22 protein-coding genes are annotated in these 24,397 nt (G+C 65.3%); 16 read left to right on the top strand and 6 right to left on the bottom strand.

Features of this window, described 5'->3' with window-relative positions; genetic code table 11:
* The first annotated feature begins 79 nt into the window (after positions 1-79).
* The 5 genes from leuS to holA all read left to right on the top strand — a co-directional run bounded on the left by leuS (position 80) and on the right by holA (position 7,574).
* On the top strand, positions 80-2,590 hold the full coding sequence (leuS, locus tag AOP74_RS10960) for a leucine--tRNA ligase (protein ID WP_201774335.1): 2,511 nt from the start codon (positions 80-82) through the stop codon (positions 2,588-2,590).
* 33 nt (positions 2,591-2,623) lie between these two features.
* Entirely contained in the window at positions 2,624-3,499 is an 876-nt protein-coding gene (locus AOP74_RS10955) for a DegV family protein (RefSeq protein ID WP_061962392.1), read from the top strand.
* Positions 3,500-3,563: 64 nt separating this feature from the next.
* On the top strand, positions 3,564-4,259 hold the full coding sequence (locus AOP74_RS10950) for a ComEA family DNA-binding protein (protein WP_152649279.1): 696 nt from the start codon (positions 3,564-3,566) through the stop codon (positions 4,257-4,259).
* Positions 4,256-6,589, top strand: coding sequence for a ComEC/Rec2 family competence protein (locus tag AOP74_RS10945; RefSeq protein ID WP_061962390.1), 2,334 nt, complete (start codon positions 4,256-4,258; stop codon positions 6,587-6,589). The genes AOP74_RS10950 and AOP74_RS10945 overlap by 4 nt, the downstream gene beginning before the upstream one ends.
* Before the next feature lie 4 nt (positions 6,590-6,593).
* Positions 6,594-7,574, top strand: a complete 981-nt coding sequence (gene holA / locus AOP74_RS10940) for a DNA polymerase III subunit delta (protein ID WP_061962389.1) — start codon at positions 6,594-6,596, stop codon at positions 7,572-7,574.
* A gap of 99 nt (positions 7,575-7,673) precedes the next feature.
* On the opposite strand, the gene rpsT is transcribed toward holA, so the two are convergent.
* The 3 genes from rpsT to AOP74_RS10925 form a co-directional block, all read right to left on the bottom strand.
* Complete coding sequence (rpsT, locus tag AOP74_RS10935; RefSeq protein ID WP_061962388.1) at positions 7,674-7,934, bottom strand: 30S ribosomal protein S20; 261 nt, start codon at positions 7,932-7,934, stop codon at positions 7,674-7,676.
* A gap of 72 nt (positions 7,935-8,006) precedes the next feature.
* Positions 8,007-8,615: a type II toxin-antitoxin system PemK/MazF family toxin gene (locus tag AOP74_RS10930; protein WP_082096351.1), complete on the bottom strand. Its 609-nt coding sequence runs from the start codon at positions 8,613-8,615 to the stop codon at positions 8,007-8,009.
* A gap of 5 nt (positions 8,616-8,620) precedes the next feature.
* Complete coding sequence (locus AOP74_RS10925) at positions 8,621-10,315, bottom strand: putative bifunctional diguanylate cyclase/phosphodiesterase (protein ID WP_061962387.1); 1,695 nt, start codon at positions 10,313-10,315, stop codon at positions 8,621-8,623.
* 145 nt (positions 10,316-10,460) lie between these two features.
* Here AOP74_RS10925 and lepA point away from each other — a divergent pair, with 145 nt between their 5' ends.
* Together lepA and hemW are read left to right on the top strand one after the other, a co-directional pair.
* Positions 10,461-12,311, top strand: coding sequence for a translation elongation factor 4 (lepA, locus tag AOP74_RS10920; RefSeq protein WP_439645068.1), 1,851 nt, complete (start codon positions 10,461-10,463; stop codon positions 12,309-12,311).
* Between the two features lie 2 nt (positions 12,312-12,313).
* Positions 12,314-13,513 carry a radical SAM family heme chaperone HemW gene (hemW, locus tag AOP74_RS10915; RefSeq protein ID WP_061962385.1) on the top strand — a complete coding sequence of 400 codons (1,200 nt, stop codon included), beginning with the start codon at positions 12,314-12,316 and terminating at the stop codon, positions 13,511-13,513.
* A 143-nt stretch (positions 13,514-13,656) separates the two neighbouring features.
* On the opposite strand, the gene AOP74_RS10910 is transcribed toward hemW, so the two are convergent.
* The 3 genes from AOP74_RS10910 to AOP74_RS10900 all read right to left on the bottom strand — a co-directional run bounded on the left by AOP74_RS10910 (position 13,657) and on the right by AOP74_RS10900 (position 15,106).
* Positions 13,657-14,094, bottom strand: coding sequence for a DUF4870 domain-containing protein (locus AOP74_RS10910; RefSeq protein WP_160297486.1), 438 nt, complete (start codon positions 14,092-14,094; stop codon positions 13,657-13,659).
* A gap of 117 nt (positions 14,095-14,211) precedes the next feature.
* A complete protein-coding gene (locus tag AOP74_RS10905) occupies positions 14,212-14,649 on the bottom strand; it encodes a DUF4870 domain-containing protein (RefSeq protein ID WP_061962383.1) in 438 nt (145 codons plus the stop codon).
* 52 nt (positions 14,650-14,701) lie between these two features.
* Positions 14,702-15,106: a DUF4870 domain-containing protein gene (locus AOP74_RS10900; protein WP_061962382.1), complete on the bottom strand. Its 405-nt coding sequence runs from the start codon at positions 15,104-15,106 to the stop codon at positions 14,702-14,704.
* A gap of 295 nt (positions 15,107-15,401) precedes the next feature.
* Here AOP74_RS10900 and hrcA point away from each other — a divergent pair, with 295 nt between their 5' ends.
* The 9 genes from hrcA (at position 15,402) to leuA (ending at position 24,310) form a co-directional block, all read left to right on the top strand.
* On the top strand, positions 15,402-16,418 hold the full coding sequence (hrcA, locus tag AOP74_RS10895) for a heat-inducible transcriptional repressor HrcA (protein ID WP_061962381.1): 1,017 nt from the start codon (positions 15,402-15,404) through the stop codon (positions 16,416-16,418).
* Positions 16,415-17,557 (top strand): molecular chaperone DnaJ, encoded by a 1,143-nt coding sequence (gene dnaJ, locus AOP74_RS10890; protein ID WP_061962380.1) that lies wholly within the window; start codon positions 16,415-16,417, stop codon positions 17,555-17,557. The genes hrcA and dnaJ overlap by 4 nt, the downstream gene beginning before the upstream one ends.
* A gap of 5 nt (positions 17,558-17,562) precedes the next feature.
* Positions 17,563-18,348, top strand: coding sequence for a 16S rRNA (uracil(1498)-N(3))-methyltransferase (locus AOP74_RS10885; RefSeq protein WP_061962379.1), 786 nt, complete (start codon positions 17,563-17,565; stop codon positions 18,346-18,348).
* A 22-nt stretch (positions 18,349-18,370) separates the two neighbouring features.
* The gene (locus AOP74_RS10880; protein ID WP_061962378.1) at positions 18,371-18,712 is read left to right on the top strand and encodes an HIT domain-containing protein; all 342 of its coding nucleotides are present in this window, start codon (positions 18,371-18,373) and stop codon (positions 18,710-18,712) included.
* Positions 18,712-19,767 carry a PhoH family protein gene (locus AOP74_RS10875; RefSeq protein WP_236683813.1) on the top strand — a complete coding sequence of 352 codons (1,056 nt, stop codon included), beginning with the start codon at positions 18,712-18,714 and terminating at the stop codon, positions 19,765-19,767. The genes AOP74_RS10880 and AOP74_RS10875 overlap by 1 nt, the downstream gene beginning before the upstream one ends.
* The gene (ybeY, locus tag AOP74_RS10870; RefSeq protein WP_061962376.1) at positions 19,764-20,216 is read left to right on the top strand and encodes an rRNA maturation RNase YbeY; all 453 of its coding nucleotides are present in this window, start codon (positions 19,764-19,766) and stop codon (positions 20,214-20,216) included. Before AOP74_RS10875 ends, ybeY begins: the two co-directional genes overlap by 4 nt.
* Before the next feature lie 7 nt (positions 20,217-20,223).
* Positions 20,224-21,480, top strand: a complete 1,257-nt coding sequence (locus AOP74_RS10865) for a hemolysin family protein (RefSeq protein ID WP_061962375.1) — start codon at positions 20,224-20,226, stop codon at positions 21,478-21,480.
* Positions 21,473-22,381 (top strand): GTPase Era, encoded by a 909-nt coding sequence (era, locus tag AOP74_RS10860; protein ID WP_061962374.1) that lies wholly within the window; start codon positions 21,473-21,475, stop codon positions 22,379-22,381. Before AOP74_RS10865 ends, era begins: the two co-directional genes overlap by 8 nt.
* A gap of 186 nt (positions 22,382-22,567) precedes the next feature.
* Positions 22,568-24,310 carry a 2-isopropylmalate synthase gene (gene leuA / locus AOP74_RS10855; protein ID WP_082096278.1) on the top strand — a complete coding sequence of 581 codons (1,743 nt, stop codon included), beginning with the start codon at positions 22,568-22,570 and terminating at the stop codon, positions 24,308-24,310.
* Positions 24,311-24,397 lie beyond the last annotated feature (87 nt).

The raw sequence follows: 24,397 nt of genomic DNA, 5'->3' as shown, positions 1-24,397 counted from the left end.
CCGCCCGAACCCAAGCCGCCGTGGCGTCAAAACCAACCCGAGCATCGGCCAGTCCGGCCACACCCCGTACGCCGATACAATCGCTTGCGTGACTGATACGCCCGTAACTGACGAGAACCGGTACGACTTCCGCGCGATCGAGGACCGCTGGCAGCCCGTGTGGCGCGAGACCCAGCCGTTCCGCTCATCCAATGAGGGTGACGATCGCCCCACCAAGTACGTGCTCGACATGTTCCCGTACCCCTCGGGCGACCTTCACATGGGTCACGCCGAGGCCTATGCCCTGGGCGACGTCATCGCGCGCTACTGGGTTCAGCGCGGCTACAACGTCCTCCACCCCATCGGCTGGGACTCGTTCGGCTTGCCCGCAGAGAATGCTGCGATCAACCGCGGCCTCGACCCACGCGGCTGGACCGAAGACAACATCGCTCAGCAGCGCGCCTCGATGGAGCGCTACGCCTGCTCGTTCGACTGGGACCGTGTCCTCGCGACCCACCGCCCCGAGTACTACCAGTGGAACCAGTGGCTGTTCACGCGCATGCATGAAAAGGGCCTGGCATACCGCAAGCACAGCAACGTGAACTGGTGCCCCAAGGACCAGACGGTGCTCGCAAACGAGCAGGTCGTCGCCGGGTTGTGTGAGCGTTGCGACACTCCCGTCACCAAGAAGAAGCTCAACCAGTGGTACTTCAAGATCACTGACTACGCGGACCGTTTGCTGGACGACCTCGCCACGCTCGAGGGCAAGTGGCCGTCCAAGGTCATCGCCATGCAGAAGAACTGGATTGGCCGCTCCGAGGGCGCCGACGTCCAGTTCCGCATCGAGGGCCGCGACGAGCCGATCGACATCTACACCACCCGTCCCGACACGCTCTACGGCGCAACCTTCATGGTCGTTGCCGCGGACTCTGACTTGGGCGCCGAGCTCGTGGAGGGGGCCGATGCTGCGGTCAAGGAGGAGTTTGCGGCGTACGTGGAGAGCGTGCGTGCGGCCTCAGACATTGACCGTCTCGCCACGGACCGCCCCAAGACCGGCGTCTTCCTGAACCGCTACGCGATCAACCCCGTCAACGGCGAGCGCCTGCCGATCTGGGCCTCCGACTACGTCCTGGCCGACTATGGCCACGGCGCCGTCATGGCTGTGCCCGCTCACGATCAGCGTGACCTTGACTTCGCTCGCGCGATGGACCTGCCGGTGCGCCTCGTCCTCGACGTGCGCGACGAGGATGGCAACCCCGTCGAGGACCCCGCAACGTCGGGCATCGCCGCGACCGGTGACGGAACTCTGATCAACTCCGGTGACCTGAACGGTAAGCCCAAGGACCAGGCCATCGCGGAGATCTCAGCGGATCTGGAAGCAAAGGGACTGGGAGCGGCCTCGCGCAACTACCGCCTGCGCGACTGGCTCATCTCGCGCCAGCGCTACTGGGGCACGCCCATCCCGATCGTCCACTGTGACGACTGTGGCGAGGTCCGCGTTCCAGACGACCAGTTGCCCATCGAGCTTCCGCCGGCCGAGGGGCTGGACCTCAAGCCCAAGGGAACCTCGCCGCTGGGCGCTGCAACCGACTGGGTCAACACCACGTGCCCGGACTGCGGCAAGCCCGCCAAGCGTGACACCGACACCATGGACACCTTCGTGGACTCGTCCTGGTACTACATGCGCTATCTGTCGCCCAACAAGACCGACGGACCGTTTGACGCTGAGGACGCCAAGAAGTGGGCGCCCGTCGACCAATACGTCGGTGGTGTCACGCACGCGATTCTTCACTTGCTGTACTCGCGCTTCTTCACCAAGGCCCTGAACGACATGGGCTTTGTCGACTTCGACGAGCCCTTCTCCGCGCTGCTGAACCAGGGCATGGTGCAGATGGACGGCTCCGCGATGTCGAAGTCGCGCGGCAATATAGTGCGTCTGTCGGAGCAACTCGACGAGTTCGGTGTGGATGCGGTGCGTCTGACGCTGGTGTTTGCTGGCCCTCCTGAGGACGACATCGACTGGGCGGATGTGTCCGCCGGTGCGACCGCGAAGTTCCTCGCCCGTGCGTGGCGCCTCGCGCGTGACGTGTCCTCGGAGCCGGGTGTTGACCCCACGACCGGCGACGCTGCGCTGCGCGCCATCACCCACAAGACCATGCACGAGGCGGCCGAGCTTACTGAGAGCTTCCGCTTCAACGTCGTTGTCGCACGCACCATGGAGTTGGTCAACGCGACCCGCAAGGCTATTGACTCCGGGCCAGGCGCGGCAGATCCCGCCGTACGCGAGGCCGCTGAGGCCGTCGCAGTGCTGCTGAGCATGTTCGCTCCATACTGTGCGGAGGACATGTGGTCGATGCTTGGCCATGAGAACGTCGCTCGGGGCGGCTGGATCGATGTCGACGAGTCGTTGCTGGTTGAAGACACCGTGACGTGCGTCGTGCAGGTCAAGGGCAAGGTCCGTGACCGGCTCGAGGTGCCGCCCTCCATTAGCGAGGACGACCTGCGCGAGCAGGCGCTGGCGGCACCAGGAGTCGTTCGTGCGCTCGAAGGTGCGGACATTCGCACCGTGATTGTGCGCGCCCCCAAGCTCGTCAACATCGTCCCTGCATAGCGCGGGAGCGACCAAGGTCGCTAGGTTGAGAACATGACCGGCCCCACCGTCGTCGTGACGGACTCTGCTGCGTCGCTTCCGGCGTCGCTGGCGGCCGCGCACGGCATTGTCGTGGTGCCGCTGTCAGTGACCGTTGGTGACGAGTCTTATGACGAAGGCATCTCGATCGGAATCGACGCCGTGATGGACGCACTCGTGGCTGGTCAGGCGGTGCATACGTCGCAGCCCAGTACCGAGGCGTTCGCGCAGGCGTTTCGTGATGTGGAGGCCGGCGGGGCTGGGGCCATCGTTGCGGTGCTTATCGCGTCCGGTTTGTCCGGCACCGTGGACAGGGCCAGGGCGGGGGCCGATGCCGTGAGCATCCCGGTCTCGATCGTCGACACGGGCACGGTTGCGATGGGCACCGGGTTTGCGGCCATTGCTGCGGCGCGTGCTGCGAGGGCGGGGCGACCGGCCGATGCTGTGGTGCGGACCGCTGAGGCAGTGGCCTCGAGTGCTGTGTGCGTCTTCACGGTAGACACCCTCGAGTACATGCGCCGTGGGGGCCGAATCTCGTCGGCCTCGGCGGCGATGGGACGAGTGCTGAACGTCAAGCCGGTTCTTGAGATTCACGATGGGGCGCCGGCTGTGACCCAGAAGGTCCGCTCTACCGCGCGTGCCAGGGACGTGGTGCTTGAACGCGCTGAGGCGGCCATTGACGCCGCAACTGCGCCGGCCATCGCCATCATGACGTTGGGGGACGGGACATTCGGCGATGACGCAGCGCGCTCGTTCCGCCTTCACCATGAAGCGCTTGAGCCCATCGTCGACACCTCGATCAGTGCGGTGCTGGCCGTCCACGCTGGGCCGGGTGCGCTGGCGATCGTGGTGGCAGACATGAGTGCGTCGTCCCCAACAGCCGTGGACTGAGCGCCGTTCCACCGCTTCTGTCTCCGGCACTGGGTGCCCCGTGTGGGCGTCCTAGCGTCGGAATGTGACGTCACCAACCCAGTCCTTCAGCTCTTCCGTATCGCAGTGGCGCGAGGATGCCGCCTCGCATGCCTCACGAGCCTTCGAGGCCGTGCACGGCCGTGAAATCGAGGACCGCGCGCGAGGATTTCGGATCGCCATCGAGCCGCGCGTGGCATTGACCGTCGCCATCGTTCTGGGCGTGGGCGTGCTCATCGCGTGGGCCATCATGCGCGGTCCGGAGACTGCGCCTGTGAGCGTGCCGGCTGCTCAGCCCAGTCCGAGTGTGTCCCCGAGCTCCGCCGAGTCCTTCGTGGGCGCGCCCGTCACCGCGTTGGTTCACGTATCCGGCGCAGTCGATGCTCCCGGGCTTGTGGAGGTCGATAGTGGCGCGCGCGTCGCTGACGTCCTTGAGACCGCGGGCGGAGCACTACCCGACGCTGACCTGAGCGCAGTAAACCTTGCCCGGCCCGTCGTCGACGGTGAGCAGGTCCATGTACCGGCTGTTGGCGAAGTCCAGGATTCATCGGGGCCCGTTCGCCTCAATCAGGCCACCGCGGCGCAGCTCGAGGAACTGCCTGGGGTGGGCCCTGTACTTGCGGAGCGCATTGTGAGCGACCGGGATGCCAACGGCCCGTTCTCCTCGCTCGCAGACCTGGCCCGAGTATCGGGAGTGGGGGAGGCTCTGGTAGCGGGTCTTGAGGAGGTTGCGGACGTGTGACGGCGCCACACGACCTGCGGCTGGCTGGCGCGGCCGCTGCAGCATGGCTCGCGGTGGCGTGTGTGCTCAACGCGGTGCCCTTGGGATGGGTCGCGGGCGGAGCGCTCGCCATCGCGGCAACTGGATCAGCGGCGGTGGCCTATGTTGCGCGATTCACCGGACGCTCGTGGCAGATCGCGCGGGCGGGCATCGCCATCGTGGGACTGGCGGCGTGGTGCGGCATGACTGCAGGCGTGGCCGCGCACCTGTGGCTGTCGAGCACGCGCGACGGTGGTCGTGACGAAGCGGTCGCTGCGGCCACGGTGCTCGTCGAGGCCACCACAGTGGATACCGGCCGCACGTCCGCTTCCGGGGACGTGAACCGCTGTATGACGGCCGTGACTCTCGCGGCATGGCGCCCCGCAAGCGATGAGGCTTCGTCGGCGCGTAACGCATGGCGGACTGTGGAGTCGCCCGCGTCCCTCGACCTGGACGGCTGTGTGCCCGTCGGGACTGGTCTTACGGTGCGCGTGGACCTCGATGAGGGCGACAAGCTGACAGCGGGCCCGCTCGGCTGGGATGCCGAGATCCTCCAGCAAGTACCCCCGGGCGGTGCTCTCGCAACACTGCGCGAGGGGTTCGAGACCGCGACCGCGCACCTACCTGATGAGTCGCGAGGCCTCGTCCGCGGGATGATCACCGGCGACACGGCCAGCATGTCCGAAGCCCAGGTGGAGGCGATGCGCCAGGCGGGCGTGGCACACGTGACGGCTGTCTCCGGCGCCCATTTCGCGATGCTCACTGTGATGGCGCTGTTGGTGCTGCGGGCTCTCTCGGTGCCTCGCGCGGTGCAGGCCGGTGGACTCGTGGTTGCCGTCGTGTCATTCGCACTGTTCGTGGGGCCTGCGCCGTCCGTCCTGCGCGCTCTGGGGCTCGCCCTCGCCGTCGGTGCCGGGCTGGCCTGGGGTCGCAGAGCACGCGCGATGCCCGCGCTGGCTGCGTGCGTGTTGGTGCTTGTGCACGTGCGTCCCCGCATCGCACTTGAGATTGGCTTCGCGATGTCGGTGACGGCCGTCCTCGCCATTGTGCTCGTGGCGCCTGCGATCGCCGTGCGGTTGACGCGGTGGATGACACCTCGGCTGGCTAGCGCAGTGTCCGTGCCGGTAGCCGCCCAGTTGGCGTTGTTGCCGTTTCTGGTGGTGTTGCAACCGGGCGTGGGCCCCTACGCGGTCCTCGCCAATCTCGCGGCAGTGGTGTTCCTCACCCCAGTGATGATCGGCGGCCTGGCCGCTGTGGTCATCGCGCCGTGGTCGCTCACCGTCGCCCAGATGTGTGCGTCGCTAGCGGCGTGGCCGGCAACCGTCATGGTGAGAATCTGTGACGCAGTGGTCGCGCTGCCGGGTGCATGGCTCCCGTGGCCGGAGGGAGGTGCGGGGATCGCCTTCGCGGCGGGCGTCGCCGTGGCGGGTCTCGTGGCCTGTTCCAGCGGTGTTGCGGCGGTCAGGCTCTGCGCCGGGGTGTCCGCCGTCCTCGTCACATGGACGGCGGTCGGACCCCAGTCGCCGTTGCGGCATGCGGTTACTGAGGACTGGCGCGTCGTTGCCTGCGACGTGGGGCAGGGGGACATGCTTCTTCTCAGAGCCGGGCCTCAGTCGGCGGTCATCATCGACACAGGGCCCGACCCCGTCGCAACACAGGAGTGCCTGGACCGCCACCAGATACGCGAGGTGCCATTGCTGATCCTCACCCATCCCGACCACGATCACGACGGTGCCGTCGGCGCCGTGCTCGGCAACGCTGAGGTCACCACAGCATGGGTGGCACAGCCGGGCATAGACGGAACCGCAGCATCGGCCCTGCGCAATGCGGGGGTAGAGGTGACCGTGCCCGCGGATGGGCACCGGTTTGAAACCGCAAGTGTCGTCCTCGAGGTCTTACCCGGGTCACAGGATGGCCAGCCGAGCGCGAGCGGAGACAACGATGCGTCGATCGTGGTGCTGGCGTCCGTGTCGGGTACGCGGCTGCTCGCCCTCGGTGACCTTGAGCCCGCGGCGCAGGCCCGGCTCGTGAGAGCGCTCCGGCCGCACGGGCCCGTGTCGGTAGACGCGGTGAAGGTCGCGCACCACGGTTCGGCACACCAAGACCCGGAATTGGCGGAGATGATCGATGCGGACTGGGCGATCTTCAGCGCTGGCGCCGACAACGATTACGGGCATCCCGCGCCCGCCGCGCTGGAGATGTACTCGAAGACTGGGGCGGTGTCGCGCGTGACCGCCACGTGCGGTGACATCGCGCTCACTGCGCGTGGTGTGGCGACGGCGCGGCAGTGTCACACGGACATGGCACGCTAGAGCCATGCCGCCGCGTTCACGAGCCCCGGAGCCCACATGGTTTCGCGCCAAGCCCGCTCCCGTCGTCCTGGTCTCAGGTCCTGAGGCTGTGCTGGGGCAGCGGGCAATCGATCGCATTGTGCAGGCTCGGCCAGATGCGGCGGTGACCCGTCTCGACGCCGGCGCGTACGCCCGCGGTGCCCTGCTCGCGGCCGCATCTCCGTCGCTGTTCGATGAGGCAGGAATCGTCATCGTCTCCGGGGCGGAGGCGATGAACGACGAGTTTCTTGCTGACGCGTTGGCCTATGTCGCGTCACCCGACCCCGAGGTGGTCGTGATCATTCGCCACGGCGGGGGAGTGCGGGGCAAAAAGTTGCTCGACACCATGCGCAAGGGCGGTGTCCCGGAGTACACGTGCCCCGCTATCAAGAAGGACTCGGAGCTCGCGGACTTTGTCTCCGGTGAGTTTGAGCGGGCCAAGCGTCCCGTGGGGGCGCAGGTGGTTCGGTCCATCGTTGACGCTGTGGGCGGTGACATCGCGGAACTCGCTGCGGCCTCGCAACAGTTGATGCGCGATGTTGACGGCTCGATCACTCCTGAAACCGTGACTCGCTACTACGGCTCCCGCGTGAACGCGACAGCGTTCGAAGTAGCGGATGCCGCTATCGCGGGTGACGTGGCGAAGGCCCTGTCACTTCTGCGCCACGCACTTGCCACGGGCACGGACCCTGTCCCGCTCAATGCCGCACTGGCCGCAAAGCTGCGCGTCCTGGCAAAGGTCGGGGCCGCCCGCGGCAGGCGCCTGGATCCCACGCGGGACCTTGGGATCGCGCCGTGGCAAGCCGACCGCGCTCGTCGCGAACTGTCGCGCTGGACCGCGGACACTCTTGCCGAGGCAATCGAGGCGGTCGCCCAGGCGGATGCCGAGATCAAGGGTGCCGCGCGTGCGCCTGAGTTCTCGCTGGAGCGCGGCGTCCGCACCGTGGCTCAGCTCGCGCAACGCTAGCGGGAATCCCACAGGACTCGGGATCCGCGAAAGCACCCCAGAAACGACTCAGGCCCCCTCACGCCGCAGCGTGAAGGGGCCCGGAAAGTCTGGCGCGCGTTAGAGAGCGGCGACCTGCTTGGCCAGCGACGACTTGCGGTTCGCGGCCTGGTTCTTGTGAATAACGCCCTTGGAGACGGCCTTGTCCAGCTTGACCGAGGCAACCTTGAGAGCCTCGGTGGCCTTGTCCTTGTCACCAGCGGAGACAGCGTCGCGCACCTTGCGGACGTTGGTCTTCAGCTCGGACTTGACGGCGACGTTGCGCTGGCGGGCCTTTTCGTTGGTCCCGATGCGCTTGATCTTCGACTTGATGTTTGCCACTAGCGATCCTTCGTGATGAGGTGAAATCTGTTGGGTAGGGCGCGAGCGCGCGCCCACACACAAACGTCAATACTACCAGTGATGGTGGCCCGAGAGCGAACTCGCCACGGCATCGAACCGGTGCCTGTCTAGGATAGCGCCCTCGCGACGGACAGTCTCCGGCGCAATTCGCACGATCCTGTCCAGGCGGACCTCGCTCGGACGGCGCTGACGGTCCCAGTCTCCGGTGCCAATATCGACCCAATACCTGCCATAACGCGCCTCTTGCGCAGCATCGAGGTCATGGTCCTTGCTCGTGAGCTGCAACCCCAACAGCCACGGGCCGTCGTGGCCAATCAGCAGGACTGGCCGGTCTTTGCCCCGCGTGTGGTCTTCCTCAAACGGAACCCAGGTCCACACAATCTCTCCCGGATCGGGCTGTCCATCGGGGTGGGGACTGTAGCGAACTGTGGGTTTTCCCGTGAAGTCGCCGGGGTAGGCGGGCCGATGCTCGGTCGCCTGAGTTCGGCCGCCCTGCTGGGAGCGGTGGGAGGGCCTTTGGCCGCGCTGATAACGGGTGCGCGGCCGGGACGCGGCGCGCGACCGTCGCTTGGCATCGCGGCGGCGACGCTCCTCTGCCTTTGCCCACGCCGACAATCCGACAACGGCCAGCACCGCGATGATGATGAGGACGGTTTCCATGGAGGTCACCGTACTGGGCTGGATGCCTCCGCGGGGCTGTCATGCACGTCCCCGGGCACGGCGATGACACCGGGCGCAAGCGGGATCTGGTGGTCTGGGCGTGCATGGTCAAAGAGGAAGCCCTGCGCCAAAGTCCAGCCGTGAGAGATCGCCACACGGCGTTGCGCCTCGGTTTCCACGCCTTCAATGATGCCCACCATGCCCAGGCTCGCGACGAGCGAGGAAATGGCGGTGGAGATACGGTCGCCGGTGGCATCGTCGCCGAGCCGCAGTGTGAACTCGCGTGCGAGCTTCATGCCGGTCACGGGGGAGCGCAGGACAGAGGACAGGGCCGAATAGCCCGTGCCAAAGTCATCGAGCAGGAGGTCGATTCCCATGGCGGCGAGCTGTTCGAGTTCAGTGCGGGTGGCGTGGGTGGCCAGAAGCATCCCTGACTCGGTGATCTCGAGCGCCAGTTGGCCCGGGCGGATCCCGGACTCGTTGAGTGCGTCAGCCACGGCGTCGACCAGTCCGTTGCCGCCGATCTGCTGCGTTGAAATGTTGACCAGCACGCGTCCGTCGAAGTCCGGGCGCCGCGCAATGAACGCGCACGCATCGCGAAGAACCACCTCACCCATGGGCACCACCAGATTGGCCTCTTCGCAGATGTCGAGGAAGTCGTCTGGCATGAGGAGCCCACGGTGGGGGTGGCGCCAACGCACGAGCGCCTCGTATGCCCGCACCTCGGCGGTTGCGAGTTCCACAATGGGCTGGAAGTGGACCTCGAGCTGCCCTTCGCGGAGCGCCACGCGCAGTTCCGTCTCGACCGACAAGCGCATTTGGGCGTGGTGGCGCATGTTCTCTGAGAAGGCCTGCGCCTGATTTCGGCCTGAGCGCTTCGCGTGGGACATCGCGACGTCGGCATCGCGTACAAGGCTTTGTGGGGTGGAGTCCGGCGCGGCGAGCGCGATCCCGATGGACGCGGATGGCGCAATCTCGTGGCCGCCGACGATCATCGGCCAGCGCAGGCCCTCGCTAATGGACTCCGCAAGTGTGGAGGCCTCGGCGAGGGTACCGATTCCTGGGGCGACGATGACGAATTCATCGCCACCGAGGCGTGCAATGGTGTCGTGACCCCGGGTGGCGGCCTGGATGCGCCTGGCGACTTCCTCGAGTAGCCGATCGCCGACGTCATGCCCTTGCGAGTCATTCACGACGGTGAAGTGATCGAGGTCGAGGAAGAGGCAGGCAACGCGTGGCTCAGGCGTGTCGAGGAGCGTGCTGAGCTGATCGAGGAGCAGCGCACGGTTGGGAAGGCCGGTGAGGTGGTCGTGGTGGGCCCGGTGCTCCAGGAGCGCTTGGGTGTGCCGAGCTTCGCTCACGTCTTCGACCTGCATGATCACGCGCATGGGGTCGCCCGGGACGCGTGAGAAGGTCGCTCGGACCCAGACGACGTCGCCGTCGTTGTGCAGTAGCCGGCGCTGCGAGTGGATGTGCTCGCTGATGCCGCGCGACAACCTGTCCCACACGCGGGCGTCTCGCGATGTGTCATCTGGGTGCGTGACGTCTCGAAGGGACCGTCCGTTGAGCGCTCCGGCGGATTCGCCCACCATGGAGGTGAGGGCTCCGTTGGACTGCTCGATGCGGCCGTCCTCATCCAGGACCGCCATGCCGACAGCGGCGCCATCAAACGCCGTACGGAACAACTCGTCGCCTGCCACCGGTTCGACTCCTCGCTAGGGTGCCGGGCCTCTCCCGCCACCGTGGAATGTATCGGCACATTGTCGCTGACAGTGAAGTGGGCCCGGCAATCCCGTAAACGTGGGAAAATGACGCCAGACCTGAACCCGCACCCCAAAGGACATCGTGACTGACGCTCGCATCGAGCCCGCCGCCACCGCGCCGGAACTCATCCGCAATTTCTGCATCATCGCGCACATCGACCACGGCAAGTCGACTCTTGCGGACCGTATGCTCGGCATCACAGGAGTGCTGGAAGCACGGCTGCAGAAGGCGCAGTACCTCGACCGCATGGACATCGAGCGCGAGCGCGGAATCACGATTAAGTCCCAGGCAGTGCGTATGCCGTGGGAGGTCGAGGGCAAGGCCCACGCGCTCAACATGATCGACACCCCCGGCCACGTGGACTTCAGTTACGAGGTGTCGCGCTCGCTCGCCGCATGTGAAGGTGCCATCTTGCTGGTGGATGCCGCCCAGGGCATCGAGGCGCAGACTCTCGCGAACCTGTATCTCGCGATGGAGAACGACCTCACGATCATCCCTGTACTTAACAAGATTGACCTGCCCTCGGCGGATCCTGACCGCTATGCGGCGGAACTCGCTCAGCTGATCGGCTGCGAAGAGGATGAGGTCCTGCGCGTGTCAGGCAAGACCGGTCTGGGCGTGGAGGCGCTACTGGACCGCGTGGTCCGCGACATCCCGCCGCCGGTCGGTGTTGCCGACGCACCCACGCGCGCCATGATCTTCGACTCTGTGTATGACACCTATCGCGGCGTCGTGACCTACGTGCGCGTCGTCGATGGCTCCCTCAAGCCCCGCGAGAAGATCGCCATGATGTCCACGCTGGCCACTCACGATCTCCTCGAGATCGGGGTCATCAGCCCCGAGCCCAAGCCCACCAAGGGGCTTGGCGTCGGTGAGGTCGGCTACCTCATTACGGGTGTGAAGGACGTGCGTCTGTCCAAGGTCGGTGACACCGTCACCCAGGCCAACAACCGCGCTGCGGAGTCACTCGGTGGCTATCGCGAGCCGCTTCCGATGGTCTACTCGGGCCTGTTCCCGCTTGATGGATCCGACTTCCCGGTGCTGCGCGATGCGCTCGACAAGCTTCAACTCAACGACGCATCGTTGGTGTACGAGCCCGAGAGCTCCGTGGCGCTGGGCTTCGGCTTCCGCTGCGGCTACCTGGGTCTCCTTCACCTCGAGATCGTGCGCGACCGCCTCGAGCGCGAGTTCGGAATCGAGCTCATCTCCACGGCGCCCAACGTCGTGTACGAAGTCGAGATGGAAGACGGCAAGATCGTGTCCGTCACGAACCCCTCCGAGTTCCCCGCCGGCAAGATCTCCGAGGTGCGCGAACCGGTCGTTGAGGCATCGATCCTGGTTCCCAGCGAGTTCATCGGCACCGTGATGGAGCTGTGCCAAGAGCGTCGCGGTCAGATGGGCACCATGAACTACCTGTCCGAGACCCGCGTCGAGATGCATTACACCTTGCCGCTGGCAGAAGTGGTGTTCGACTTCTTTGACCAGCTCAAGTCGCGCACGCGTGGCTACGGCTCGCTCGACTATGAACCTGCAGGCGACCAGACTGCGGACCTCGTCAAGGTCGACATCTTGCTCCAGGGCGAGGCCGTCGATGCCTTCAGCGCCGTCGTCCACCGGGACGCTGCCTATGCGTACGGCGTCTCGATGGTCACCAAGCTCAAAGACCTCATTGATCGACAGCAGTTCGAGATCCCGATTCAGGCCGCCATCGGCGCGCGCATCATTGCGCGTGAGACCATCCGCGCGATCCGCAAGGACGTCCTGGCCAAGTGCTACGGCGGTGACATCTCGCGTAAGCGCAAGCTGCTGGAGAAGCAGAAGGCCGGTAAGAAGCGCATGAAGAACATTGGCTCGGTGGAAGTGCCGCCCGAGGCGTTCATTGCTGCGCTGAGCACCTCCGACGACGGCTCGGACAAGGGCAAGAAGAAGTAGCGGTGTCCGACGAGGCTCGCCTGTCTGTCGCGCACGAGCGTGACTTTGGGGTCTACATCCACGTGCCCTTCTGTGCGGTGCGATGTGGGTATTGCGACTTCAACACGTACGCGCCCGGTGAGAGCGAATTTTCTTCGCGCTCGGACTACGTGGCTGCCGCCCTGTCGGAGATGGCCGGGGCGCGCGCGACGATGGGCACAGACTCACGCCCGGCTCGCACCGTCTTTATCGGCGGCGGAACTCCAACCATGCTCGATGCTTCCGCGCTGGGCGCCCTTCTCAACGGAGTGCGGGATACCTGGGGGCTTGACGCCGATGCCGAAGTCACCTCGGAGGCCAACCCCGACTCTGTGACGCGTGAATCGCTAGGCGAGCTAGCATCGGCCGGATTTACCCGGGTGAGCTTCGGCATGCAGTCGGCAGTGCCCCACGTCCTGGCCACCCTGGAACGCACCCACAATCCGGACAACGTCGCGCGCGCAGTGCAGTGGGCGCGCGAGGCCGGTCTCGCGGTGAGCCTGGACCTCATTTACGGGACGCCGGGTGAGTCGCTCGCAGATTGGGAGACGTCGCTGGACGCAGCGATCGCCCTCGAGCCCGATCACGTGAGTGCGTACGCGCTCGTGATCGAGTCCGGCACCCGCATGGGGTCGCAACTGCGTCGCGGCGAGATTGAAGCGGTCGACCTCGACACGCAGGCCGACATGTACGAGGCCGCCGATGCCAAGCTATCTGCGGCGGGGTACGGCTGGTACGAGGTCTCGAACTGGGCGAAGACTGACGACCAGCGTTGCCGGCACAACATCGCGTACTGGACCAGCCAGGACTGGTGGGGCATTGGACCTGGCGCCCACTCCTACCTCGGCCCTACCCAGAGCGCGGACGGCTCTCCCATACCCGCGCGCCGGTGGTGGAACGTGAAGCTGCCGCGCGCGTATGCGTCACGTCTCGCGGCGGGCGAGGACGCCATCGCTGAGACCGAGCCGCTCAGTGCCGATGATCTGGCACTTGAGGCCGTAATGCTGCGTTTGCGCCTCGCCGAGGGCATGCCCGTCGGTGACCTGCCGGAGCGGCGGCCCGAGCGGATCGCCGCACTCGTAGCCGATGGCGTGCTCGATGGCCGCGCCGCATTGGCCGGACGCCTCGTGTTGACGCTCCGCGGGCGCTTGCTCGCTGACGCGGCTGTGCGTGCGCTGACCTGAGCTCGCTTCGGCTCAAGGCCGCTTGCTGCCGGGCCTACGTCAAGAACCTGCGGCCCACCACATCGGGTTTGCGCGATCCCGTAGCGTCCAGCACACCCGGTTCGGCTGACCGCAGGATCTTCACGCCATGGGGCGCTCGCGACCTACTTGAAGAACGGAATCGCGAACTTGATCCGGTAATAGTCGCCGTTATTGGCCTTCAGTCCGGCGATGATCGAGATCACGATCGAGTAGATCCAATACGCGATCCACAGCGGGATCGTGAGGATAAATCCGAAGAACAGCGTTGCGAAGCCGATCACGATGGCACCGATACCGACGATGAGGCCGGTGAGTTGGAGGTTCATCTGTTGACGCCCATGAAAGCCCACGAGTGCGCTGCGGTCTCGGTACACCAGCCAGATCACGAGCGGCACGATGAAGCCGAGGATTCCTCCGGACACGACGGCCGCAATGACGGCGCCGATATGCGTGAACATCGCCCACATGCGGGCGTCTGCCTCGAGCATGGGCGCAGGGGCTGCCGCGGGGACCGGCGCCTGTGGCGAAGAGTTGTAGGGCTGCTGTGGATTCGTGCTCATGACATAAGCGTCACACGAAACCACAAAGCCCCGCATCGCCCTGGTGCACGATACGGGGCCCTGAGATCACTACGGGTGCAACCCTGAGGGTGCGGTGTGCACCTCGGGGGCGCGCCCTTACTTGATGAAGCGGATGGTCATCGGGTAGCGGTAGTGCTCGCCCTTGTTCGCTGCGATAGCGGCCATGATGCCGAAGATGATCGACAGCAACCAGGCCGCGAACAGGATCACGAAACCGATGAGCACGAATGCGAGAATCCAGCCCACGACATAGGCGATGAACAGCATGATCGAGAAGTTCACGGCCTCCTTGCCCTGCTCGTCGACGTACGCGCTGCGCTCGCGGAAGATCAGCCAGATCACCAGCGGCGCGAAGATCGTGACTCCCACGAGTGCGCTGACGGCGATTCCCAGGTGGCCGAGCATCGCATACAGGCGCGAGTCCTTCTCGGTGAGGGCAGCTCCGGGCTGCGCAGGTTGGCCTTGAGCCGGCGGCTGCTGGCCCTGCGAGCCTTCCTCAGGCGGGGGAGGGGGTGTCTGATTGTTCTCTGTCATGCGTTCTTTCCTTTTCTTTAGCGAGGTGACGGCGGCGCGCTGCTCGAGCCGCCTACTTCACCAGCTCGATGTTGAAAGGGAACTTGTACGAGTTGCCCTTATTGACGGCCTGGAAGGCCTGAATTCCGAAGATGACTCCGACGACGAGGACTGCGAGCCAAATGACGAACGACAGCAGGCCGATGATCGGAATGATGCCAATGATGGTGGACACGAGGTATCCGATAGTGATCAGGATGCCGAAGTTCAGCGCATTCTTGCCTTCCTTGTCGGCGAACGGCGACTGGTCCTTGCTAACAAGCCAGAAGATCAGCGGCAACAGGAAACCGGTGAAAACCGTGAGGTTCGCCAGTGCAGGCATGAGGTTGGGGTTAGAACCCGAAGCTGCGGGCTGCTGAGCCTGGCCGTTGGAGTTTTCCTCGGGCGGAGGAGGCGGAGTTGCGTTGTTTTCGGTCATGTTTTCTCACCACTTTGATGTAGTAGGGGGACGATTGCCAACGCCTTGGGATCCCTCGATCGCAGTCCCTCAGCCTCTGGGCCGTATCCCTGGCACCCAGGCGTCAACCGTGCCACCGTAGCGAGAATCTCCCGCTAAAGCACGGAAAACACTCCCTACGCTACTCCGGACTGTGGATGAACGCCGGATCTGGACGCCTAAGGGATGTGTGTAGAACCGCTCCCAGCGCGCGGGCCGTTAGAATTAGCACTCAGGGGTCACGAGTGCCAGCAAACGAGACCGTCAGGAGGTGGCGATGAGCGAGGACCGGCGTCGGGCAGTACTTCACGCCATCGTTGAGGGCTATGTCTCGACTTCTGAGCCCGTGGGTTCGAAGGCGCTTGCCGACACCGCCCACCTCGGAGTGTCGTCTGCGACGATTCGCAACGACATGGCCGCGCTCGAGGAGGAGGGGCTGATTGCCCAACCTCACACGAGCGCCGGACGCATTCCGACGGACGCGGGCTACCGACGGTTTGTGGACCAAATGGCCTCGGCCGCGTTGCAGGAGCCACACAAGCGGGCCATCACGACTTTCCTTTCCGACGCGGTCGACCTCAACGATGTCGTCGAGCGCTCCGTGCGGCTCCTGAGCCAGCTCACGCGCCAGGTTGCAGTCGTGCAGTACCCGTCCCCTCGCGAGTCGCCTGTGCGTCGCGTTGAGCTCGTGCGCATCGGGATCGACCGCGCGCTGGTGGTCGTGGTTTCGGCCGATGCTCGGGTTGAGCAAGCAACGGTGGCGCTGGGTCGCGATGTGGCTGAGGATGAGTTCGAGAACGCCGCGAGGGCGATCAATGACGCAGCCGTGGGGCGTACCCCAACCGAGTTGGTGCCCGCGCTCGCGGCATGGCTACAGCGAAATGGGCACCTTGAATGGGCTGCGGGAATTGTCGAGACTGTCCTGACATCCGCCCGCGGCGGTACGGTGGAGCGAGTGGTCTTCGCCGGGACATCGAATCTCGCGCGGGCTGCGAATGACTTTGAGACTGACGCCATTGGCCCCGTCCTCGACGCGCTCGAGGAACAAGTTGTGCTGTTGCGGTTGTTGCATGAAATCGCAGGCGAGGGCCGTGACGTGAGTGTCAGAATCGGTGCGGAAACTGGGGATGACGCCTTTGCCCGCACCTCGATTGTGGCGGCGGGCTACGGCACGCAGGGTGAGAACCTTTCACTCCTGGGAGCGCTGGGGCCTACCCGCATGGACTATCCAGGGACGATGGCCGCAGTGCGTGCCGTCGCCCGTTACTTGTCAAGAATTGTGGAGACTGAGTGAACGACTACTACGCCACTCTCGGCATTGAACGCAATGCGTCGGAAACCGAGATCAAGAAGGCATACCGCAAGCTCGCACGTGAGTTGCACCCCGACGTTGCGGGGCCTGCAGGCGAGGAGCGCTTCAAGGAAGTCGCTGCCGCATATGAGGTTCTCGGCAATTCCGAGAAGCGCTCGCAGTACGACCGCGGTGTGGATCCCCGTGCCCACTCCGGTGGCCAGGGCGGAGCCCAGGGGTTCGGCTTCGAAGACATCTTCGAGCAGTTCTTCGGCGGAGGCGGCGGTGGAAGCCCCTTCGGTGGTGGCCAGCAACGTGGTCCTGCCTCCCGCACTCAGCGCGGCGGCGACACATTGGTGCAAGCCTCCATCTCGCTCAAGGAAGCCGTGTTTGGTGTTGAACGCCAGGTCCAGGTGGACCTGGCCGACGTCTGCTCGACGTGCTCCGGTTCGTGCTGCGCGCCAGGGACGTCCCCACAGCAGTGCAGCCAGTGCAACGGTCAGGGAGTCGTGCAGCGCATGGCTCGCTCGCTTCTCGGCAACGTGATGACGACCTCGCCGTGCCCCGCGTGCGGCGGCTACGGCACTACGATTCCGTCTCCTTGCGGCGACTGCTCGGGCCAGGGCCGCACGCACACGCGTCACACCGTGAAGGTCGACATCCCTGCAGGTGTCGAGACCGGCACACGCATTCGCCTCGCGGGTCGCGGCGACGCAGGCGTGGCAGGCGGACCCAAGGGCGACCTATACGTGGAGATTCGCGAAAAGGGCGACGAGGTCTTTGAGCGTCGTGGCGATGACCTTCACTGCACGCTCGAGGTGCCCATGACGGCCGCCGCGCTCGGCGCTCAGATGGCCGTCGACACCTTCGACGGTGAGCAGCACGTCGACATTCGCCAGGGCACCCACGCTGGAACGTCCGTGAAGCTCAAGGGCCTTGGCGTGGGCAAACTGCAGCGCGCCGGTCGCGGCGACCTGTACGTCCACCTTGACGTTCACACGCCCACCGACCTCACCGACGAACAGGCTGAGCTCATGCGTCAACTCGCCACCTTGCGCGGCGAAGAGTTGCCGGAAGCGAACCTCGCCCCCATCGGTGGCGGCGTGTTCTCGCGCCTGCGCGGGGCATTCAAGACGCGCTGAGTCACATGTCCGCTCCGGTCTTCATCGATCCGTCTGCGACGACGGCTGCCGTAGGAGATCTCCTTGAGATCACCGGGGCAGAGGCGCGTCATGCGGTCACCGTGCAACGTCGTGAGGCCGGCGAGCGGGTCGATGTCGTGGACGGGCAGGGCACACGTGCGTCAGGAGTCATCGAGACAGGCGCTGGTGATCACATGACCGTGCGGGTTGACTCGGTCACTCGGGACGCCGATGCGCCCGTGGTCCTGGTCCAAGCGCTCGCCAAGGGTGGGCGCGACGAGCAGGCTGTGGAATCGGCCGTCGAGCTTGGCGCCACGGCCGTCATTCCGTGGGCGGCATCGCGGTCAATCGTTCAATGGCGTGGGCCAAAGGCGGACAAGGGCCGCGCAAAGTGGCAGTCCGTCGTGACGGCTGCGACCAAGCAGTCGCGCCGCGCCCGCCTTGCCACCGTCGAGGCCGTCGCCACGACACGCGAACTGTGCTCACGCATCGGCCCTGCGACAGCCAACGGCGAGCGTGTGTTGGTCCTCCACGAGGATGCCGACATCGCTCTTACTGCGCTTGAGTTTGCTGACTCCGCGACTCCGGTCTGGCTCATCGTGGGGCCCGAGGGCGGCGTGTCACCAGAGGAAAACGACGCTCTTGTCACTGCTGGTGCCACCGCGGTGCGACTTGGGCCGCACGTGCTGCGTGCCTCGAGCGCCGGCCCGGCCGCGATTGCTGCACTGGCCGCCGTGCGCGGCAACTGGAACGTGGGCCCGGCCGCTACAACGGACGCAGACGAAACGTGACGCAGGGGCATACGCTAGCCATATGAGTGATGACTGCCTGTTTTGCAAGATCGCCGCACGCGAGATCCCCGCAGACGTGGTGCTGGAAAACGATCACGTCGTGGCGTTTCGGGACATTGCGCCCAAGGCGCCAGTCCACGTGCTCGTCATCCCGCGCGCGCACGTCGCCAACGTCGCCGAGGCCGCTGCCGAGGTGCCCGAGCAGCTCGCGGCCATGGCGGTCGCCGCGCAGGAGATCGCCGACTCGGAGTGCGATGGCCAGTTCCGGTGGATCTTCAATACTGGCGAGCGCGCCGGTCAATCCGTCTTTCACGCCCACGGTCACGTGATCGGTGGCGGCAACTTGGAATGGAACCCTGCTTAATGGCCCAGCACATCGTCACGATTGATGACGCCGAGCGGATGCCGGAGCTCATGGGAAGCGCCGACTCCGTCATGAAGGAAGTGGAGCGCGCTCACCCGGGCGTTGACTTCCACATCCGCGGCAACCTGATCACACTTACCGGGAGTGACCCCGAGGTCGCCGCGGCCGCGTCTGCGGTCGAGGAACTGCGCTCGGTTCTCGCGGCAGGCGTGCCGTTGACTCCCGACATTGCCCGAGAGTCGGTGCGCATGCTGTCTGCCGCGCGAGGTGTGGCGACAGCGGCGGCCGATGCTGGCGCGGCTGGAGAGGCCGACGTCGCCGAGCGTCCCGCAGGGGTTTTGAGTAGGTCGATTCTGTCCTCACGTGGTCGCACCATTCGCCCCAAGACCCACGGGCAAGCGGACTACGTGAAGGCGATCGAGACGCACACCGTGACGTTCGGCATCGGTCCCGCCGGAACGGGTAAGACGTACCTCGCGATGGCCCAAGCCGTGGCTGCGTTGCAGGCGAAGAAGGTCAACCGCATCGTGCTGACCCGGCCTGCAGTGGAGGCCGGGGAGCGCCTTGGTTTCCTGCCCGGGTCGCTCAACGAGAAGATCGACCCTTACCTGCGGCCGCTGTACGACGCCTTGCACGACATGGTCGACCCGGAGTCGATTCCGCGTCTGATGGAGGCGGGCACCATCGAGGTGGCACCGCTGGCCTACATGCGCGGTCGCACGCTCAATGATGCGTTCGTGATTCTTGACGAGGCGCAGAACACGACGCGTGAGCAAATGAAGATGTTCCTCACGCGCCTTGGTTTTGGAACCACGATGGTCGTCACGGGAGACGTGACTCAGGTTGACCTTCCAGGTGGCACGCAGTCAGGCCTGCGTGCGTCCCGCGAGATCCTTGACGGCGTCGAGGACATCGCATTCTGTGAGCTCGGAGCGCAGGACGTCGTCCGCCACCGCCTGGTGTCGGACATCGTGACCGCGTACGCCAAGATGGACGAATCGCAGGCCCCCCGCGGCGGCGGTCAGCAGCGTCGTTTCAAGGAGAGTGGACGATGATTGACGTCAACAACGAGACCGAAGCCAAGGTCGAGGAGATCGAATTCGCGGAACTCGCGGCGTTCGTCCTGCGTGAGATGCACGTCGCCGATGGCGCAGAACTGGCGATCATGTTCGTCGATGAGCCTGCCATGGAGCAGCTGCACATCCAGTGGATGGATGAGCCCGGTCCTACTGACGTCCTCAGTTTCCCAATGGATGAGCTGCGGCCCGGCACGGAGGCCCAACCCACCCCCGCGGGTCTTCTGGGCGACATCGTGGTCTGTCCGTCAGTTGCCGCGCGCCAGGCACAGGCGGCCGGGCATACGGCTGAGGAGGAGATGCTCCTGCTCACCACGCACGGCATCCTTCACTTGCTTGGCTACGACCACGTGGAACCGGAGGAGGAGAAGGAGATGTTCGCCCTTCAGCGCCGTCTCCTGCTGACGTTCCTCGCCCAGCGCGGCTAGGGGTCGCGTGAGCACGACCGCCATCACCGCCCTCATCGTTGTGGGGGTCTTTGGTTTCTTAAGCGCAGCAATCCTGCACGCGATCGTGGCTGCGTTCGAGCAACTTCCGCACGCAGATGAGCGGGCATTCGCCCAAGCGCGCCGGCCGGATGGCAAGCCCACCAAGGCCGCTCGTTGGGCCTCGTTGAGCGAGCACCCGGACGACACCGCATCCGTTGCGTACGCCACGTTTGAGGCGATCGCGCTCGTGTGCCTGACGACCCTTGTTGTCGAGCTGGGCATGGATTACGACTGGTCGGTCCTGATCGTCGTGCTCGTCGCCGCCGTCGCCGCAACGTTTGTCTCCTTGGTGTTGGTACGCGCATTGCCGCGCCAGTTGGCGCGCTCCGTCCCGGCGAGTGCCGTACGTTCCCTCGCCGGCATCGGCTGGATGCTCACTCGGCTTGTCCTGCCGCTGCGTGCCATCGTCCCCGCCCTCAAGGCCCCGCCGCTCGCGGAACCGGAAGACCTTGTCGAGCAGGCCCAGGATGCGCTGGAGGCAGAGGACGCGGAGATGCTGCGCTCAGTGGTCTCGCTGGGTGACACTCTCACTCGCGAGGTCATGGTGCCGCGCACGGACATGATCACGATCCGTACCGGTACCGCTGCACGCAAAGCGATGGTGTTGTTCATGCGCTCGGGGTTCTCACGCATTCCCGTGATTGGCGAGGACGTCGACGACACCGTGGGCGTGATCTACCTCAAAGACGTCGTGGACCGCACCTGGGACGATCCCGACGCTCTCGAAACTCCAGTCGACGAGTTCATGCGAGAGCCCGAGTTTGTACCCGAATCGGTGCCCGTCGATGACCTGATGCGCCGCATGCAGGACGAGGTCTTTCACCTCGCGATCGTCGTGGACGAGTACGGCGGCGTTGCCGGACTCGTGACGATCGAAGACGCGCTCGAGGAGATCGTGGGCGAGGTGGTCGACGAGCACGACCGCAGCGCGCCTGAGGTCGAGGAACTGGCGCCGGGGCGCTACCGGGTCCCCGCGCGCATGCCGCTCGACGACCTTGGAGAACTCTTCGACCTGGACATCGACGATGACGACGTGGAGACGGCCGCCGGCCTGCTTGCGAAGACGCTCGGAAAGGTCCCGATCCGCGGCGCTCGAGGTGAGGCCCACGGGGTCGTGCTGACGGCTGACACAATGGAGGGTCGCCGCAGGCGGCTCACCACGCTGCTCGTTGAAGCGGCACCCAAGGAGGACACGGATGACTGACGCACCTACTCACCGCAGCGGTTTTGCTTGCTTTGTGGGCCGGCCAAACGTGGGTAAGTCCACGCTCATGAACGCGCTGGTGGGGGAGAAGGTGGCGATCATGTCGTCGCGTCCGCAAACCACGCGGCGCGCCATCCGCGGAATCCTTAACCGCGAGGACTCCCAGTTGGTCATCGTCGACACTCCTGGACTCCACCGCCCGCGCACTCTCCTGGGTGAACGCCTCAACGACCTCGTGCGTGAGACGTTCTCGGAAGTCGACGTTATTGGCTTCTGCCTGCCCGCCAACGAGAAGATCGGCCCTGGTGACCAGTGGATCGCCCGCGAGCTCTCGGAGGCCCGTGCACCCGTGGTGGCCATCGTCACCAAGGTGGACACCGTCTCGCGCGACAAGGTGGGGGAGCACCTGCTCGCGGTTCAGCAGCTGGGCGAGTGGGCGGACATAGTGCCCGTGTCCTCGGTCAAAGACATCCAGGTGGACGTGATTCACGACGTCCTCGTGAGGCACCTGCCAGAAGGCCCGCCGCTGTACCCGGAGGGCGAAGTCACCGATGAGCCCGAAGATGTCCGCATCGCCGAACTGATTCGTGAGGCCGCGTTGGAAGGCGTGCGCGACGAACTTCCGCACTCCCTCGCCGTCGTGATCGAAGAGATGGTCGAGCCTGGGGACGAGACCTCGCAGAGGGACGTTCTTGAGATCCGCGCTCACATCTTCGTTGAGCGTGACTCGCAAAAGGGCATCGTGATTGGGCGTGGAGGCGCGCGCTTGAAGGACGTTGGCTCGACCTCCCGTGAAGGTATCCAGCGCCTGCTGGGGCGCAAGGTCTACCTCGACCTGCACGTCAAGGTGGCCAAGGACTGGCAGCGCGACCCTAAGCAGTTGGGCCGCCTGGGTTTCTAGGGCCGATGCCGGGGTGCGGTGGTCGTTCACGCTCACCTCAATATTCGCTATGGTGGACAACATGCGTGCACGCTCGCTGCTCCTTCGTTGCCGCGACGAGGCTTAATTCCAAGCCGGATCCTCGTCGCGGAGGTTCGCGCGCCGGCTGAACATCAGCCCCCCACACACATGAAGGATTCATCCACCATGAGCGAGCACTACACCGGCGGCTCTCAGAACACGAGCGCCATGCCCATCCAGAAGTACCGCCCGTTCCACGAGCACATCACCGTTGATCTGCCTGACCGGACGTGGCCCGCCAACCTCATCGAGAAGGCCCCGCGCTGGTGCGCGGTAGACCTCCGCGACGGCAATCAGGCACTCATTGAGCCCATGAACGTCGAGCGCAAGATGCGCATGTTCGACCTCCTGGTGCGTATGGGATACAAGGAGATCGAGGTCGGGTTCCCCTCGGCCAGCCAGATCGACTTTGATTTTGTGCGTGCCCTGATCGAAGACGGGCACATCCCTGATGACGTCACGATTCAGGTCCTGACGCAGGCGCGCGAGCACCTGATCGAGCGCACGTATGAGTCCCTGCGCGGCGCGAAGAACGCCATCGTGCACCTGTACAACTCGACGTCGATCCTGCAGCGCGAGGTCGTCTTCCGTGCCGATGAGGACCAGATTCTCGACATCGCGACACACGGCGCGATGCTGTGCCAGAAGTTCGAGGAGATGATCCCGGACACGCAGGTGTTCTACGAGTACAGCCCCGAGTCGTACACCGGTACCGAGCTCGAGTACGCGGTCAAGGTGTGCAACGCCGTGCTGGATGTGTGGAAGCCCACTCCGGAGCGCAAGGTCATCATCAACCTGCCCGCGACCGTCGAGATGGCGACCCCGAACGTCTATGCGGACTCGATCGAGTGGATGAACCGCAACCTCGACTACCGCGAGTCCGTGGTGCTGAGCCTGCACCCGCACAACGACAGGGGTACTGCCGTCGCCGCGGCAGAACTGGGATACATGGCCGGTGCCGACCGCATCGAGGGGTGCCTGTTTGGCAACGGCGAGCGCACCGGAAACGTGGACCTCGTCACGCTCGGCATGAACCTGTTCAGCCAGGGCATTGATCCGCAGATCGACTTCTCCGACATCGATGAAATTCGCCGCACCGTCGAGTACTGCAACCAGATCGACGTGCACCCGCGCCACCCGTGGGGTGGGGACCTGGTCTTCACCGCATTCTCCGGATCTCACCAGGACGCGATCAAGAAGGGCCTGGACGCCATGGACGCAAAGGCGGAGGCCGCTGGCGGCACCGTCGATGACATCGTGTGGGGCGTTCCGTATCTGCCCATCGACCCGAAGGACGTGGGCCGATCCTACGAGGCTGTGATCCGTGTCAACGCGCAGTCCGGCAAGGGCGGCGTCGCATACCTGCTGAAGACCGAGCGCAACCTTGACCTGCCGCGTCGCCTGCAGATCGAGTTCTCGCGTGTAGTACAAATTGCGGCCGATGCTACGGGCAAGGAGCAAACGGCCGAGGACCTGTGGACGGTGTTCCGCGATGAATACCTGCCTTCTCCGACCGATCAGGGTCAGTGGGGCCGGTTTGCGCTGCTGGGTACCCGCGGCACGAGCTCGGACGAAGGACCTGACACCCTTGCTGCCGACATCACAGATGGTGGCCAGGAACTGACGATCGAAGCCTCGGGCAACGGCCCGGTGGCGGCGTTTGTGGCGGCTCTGGCGACCCGCGGCGTCAAGGTCGAGGTGCTCGACTATCACGAGCACGCGATGACGACCGGCGGCGACGCACAGGCCGCGGCGTACGTCGAATGCCTGATCGGGGACGAGATTCTGTGGGGTGTGGGCGTTGATCCGTCCATCACGACCGCCAGCCTCAAGGCGATTATCTCGGCCGTGAACCGCGCCACTCGCTAGCTCGCGAGGCGGCGCCGCGCTGACCGCGACGCCCATGACCCACGCCCCTGGACTCGCTCGCATGAGCACCAGGGGCGTGGCCCGTCC

Origin of the sequence: Demequina flava (assembly GCF_000975035.1) — a bacterium.
GTDB lineage: Bacteria > Actinomycetota > Actinomycetes > Actinomycetales > Demequinaceae > Demequina > Demequina flava.
The sequence above is the reverse complement of the archived record's forward strand: the minus strand, read 5'-3'. Positions and strand labels throughout refer to the sequence as shown.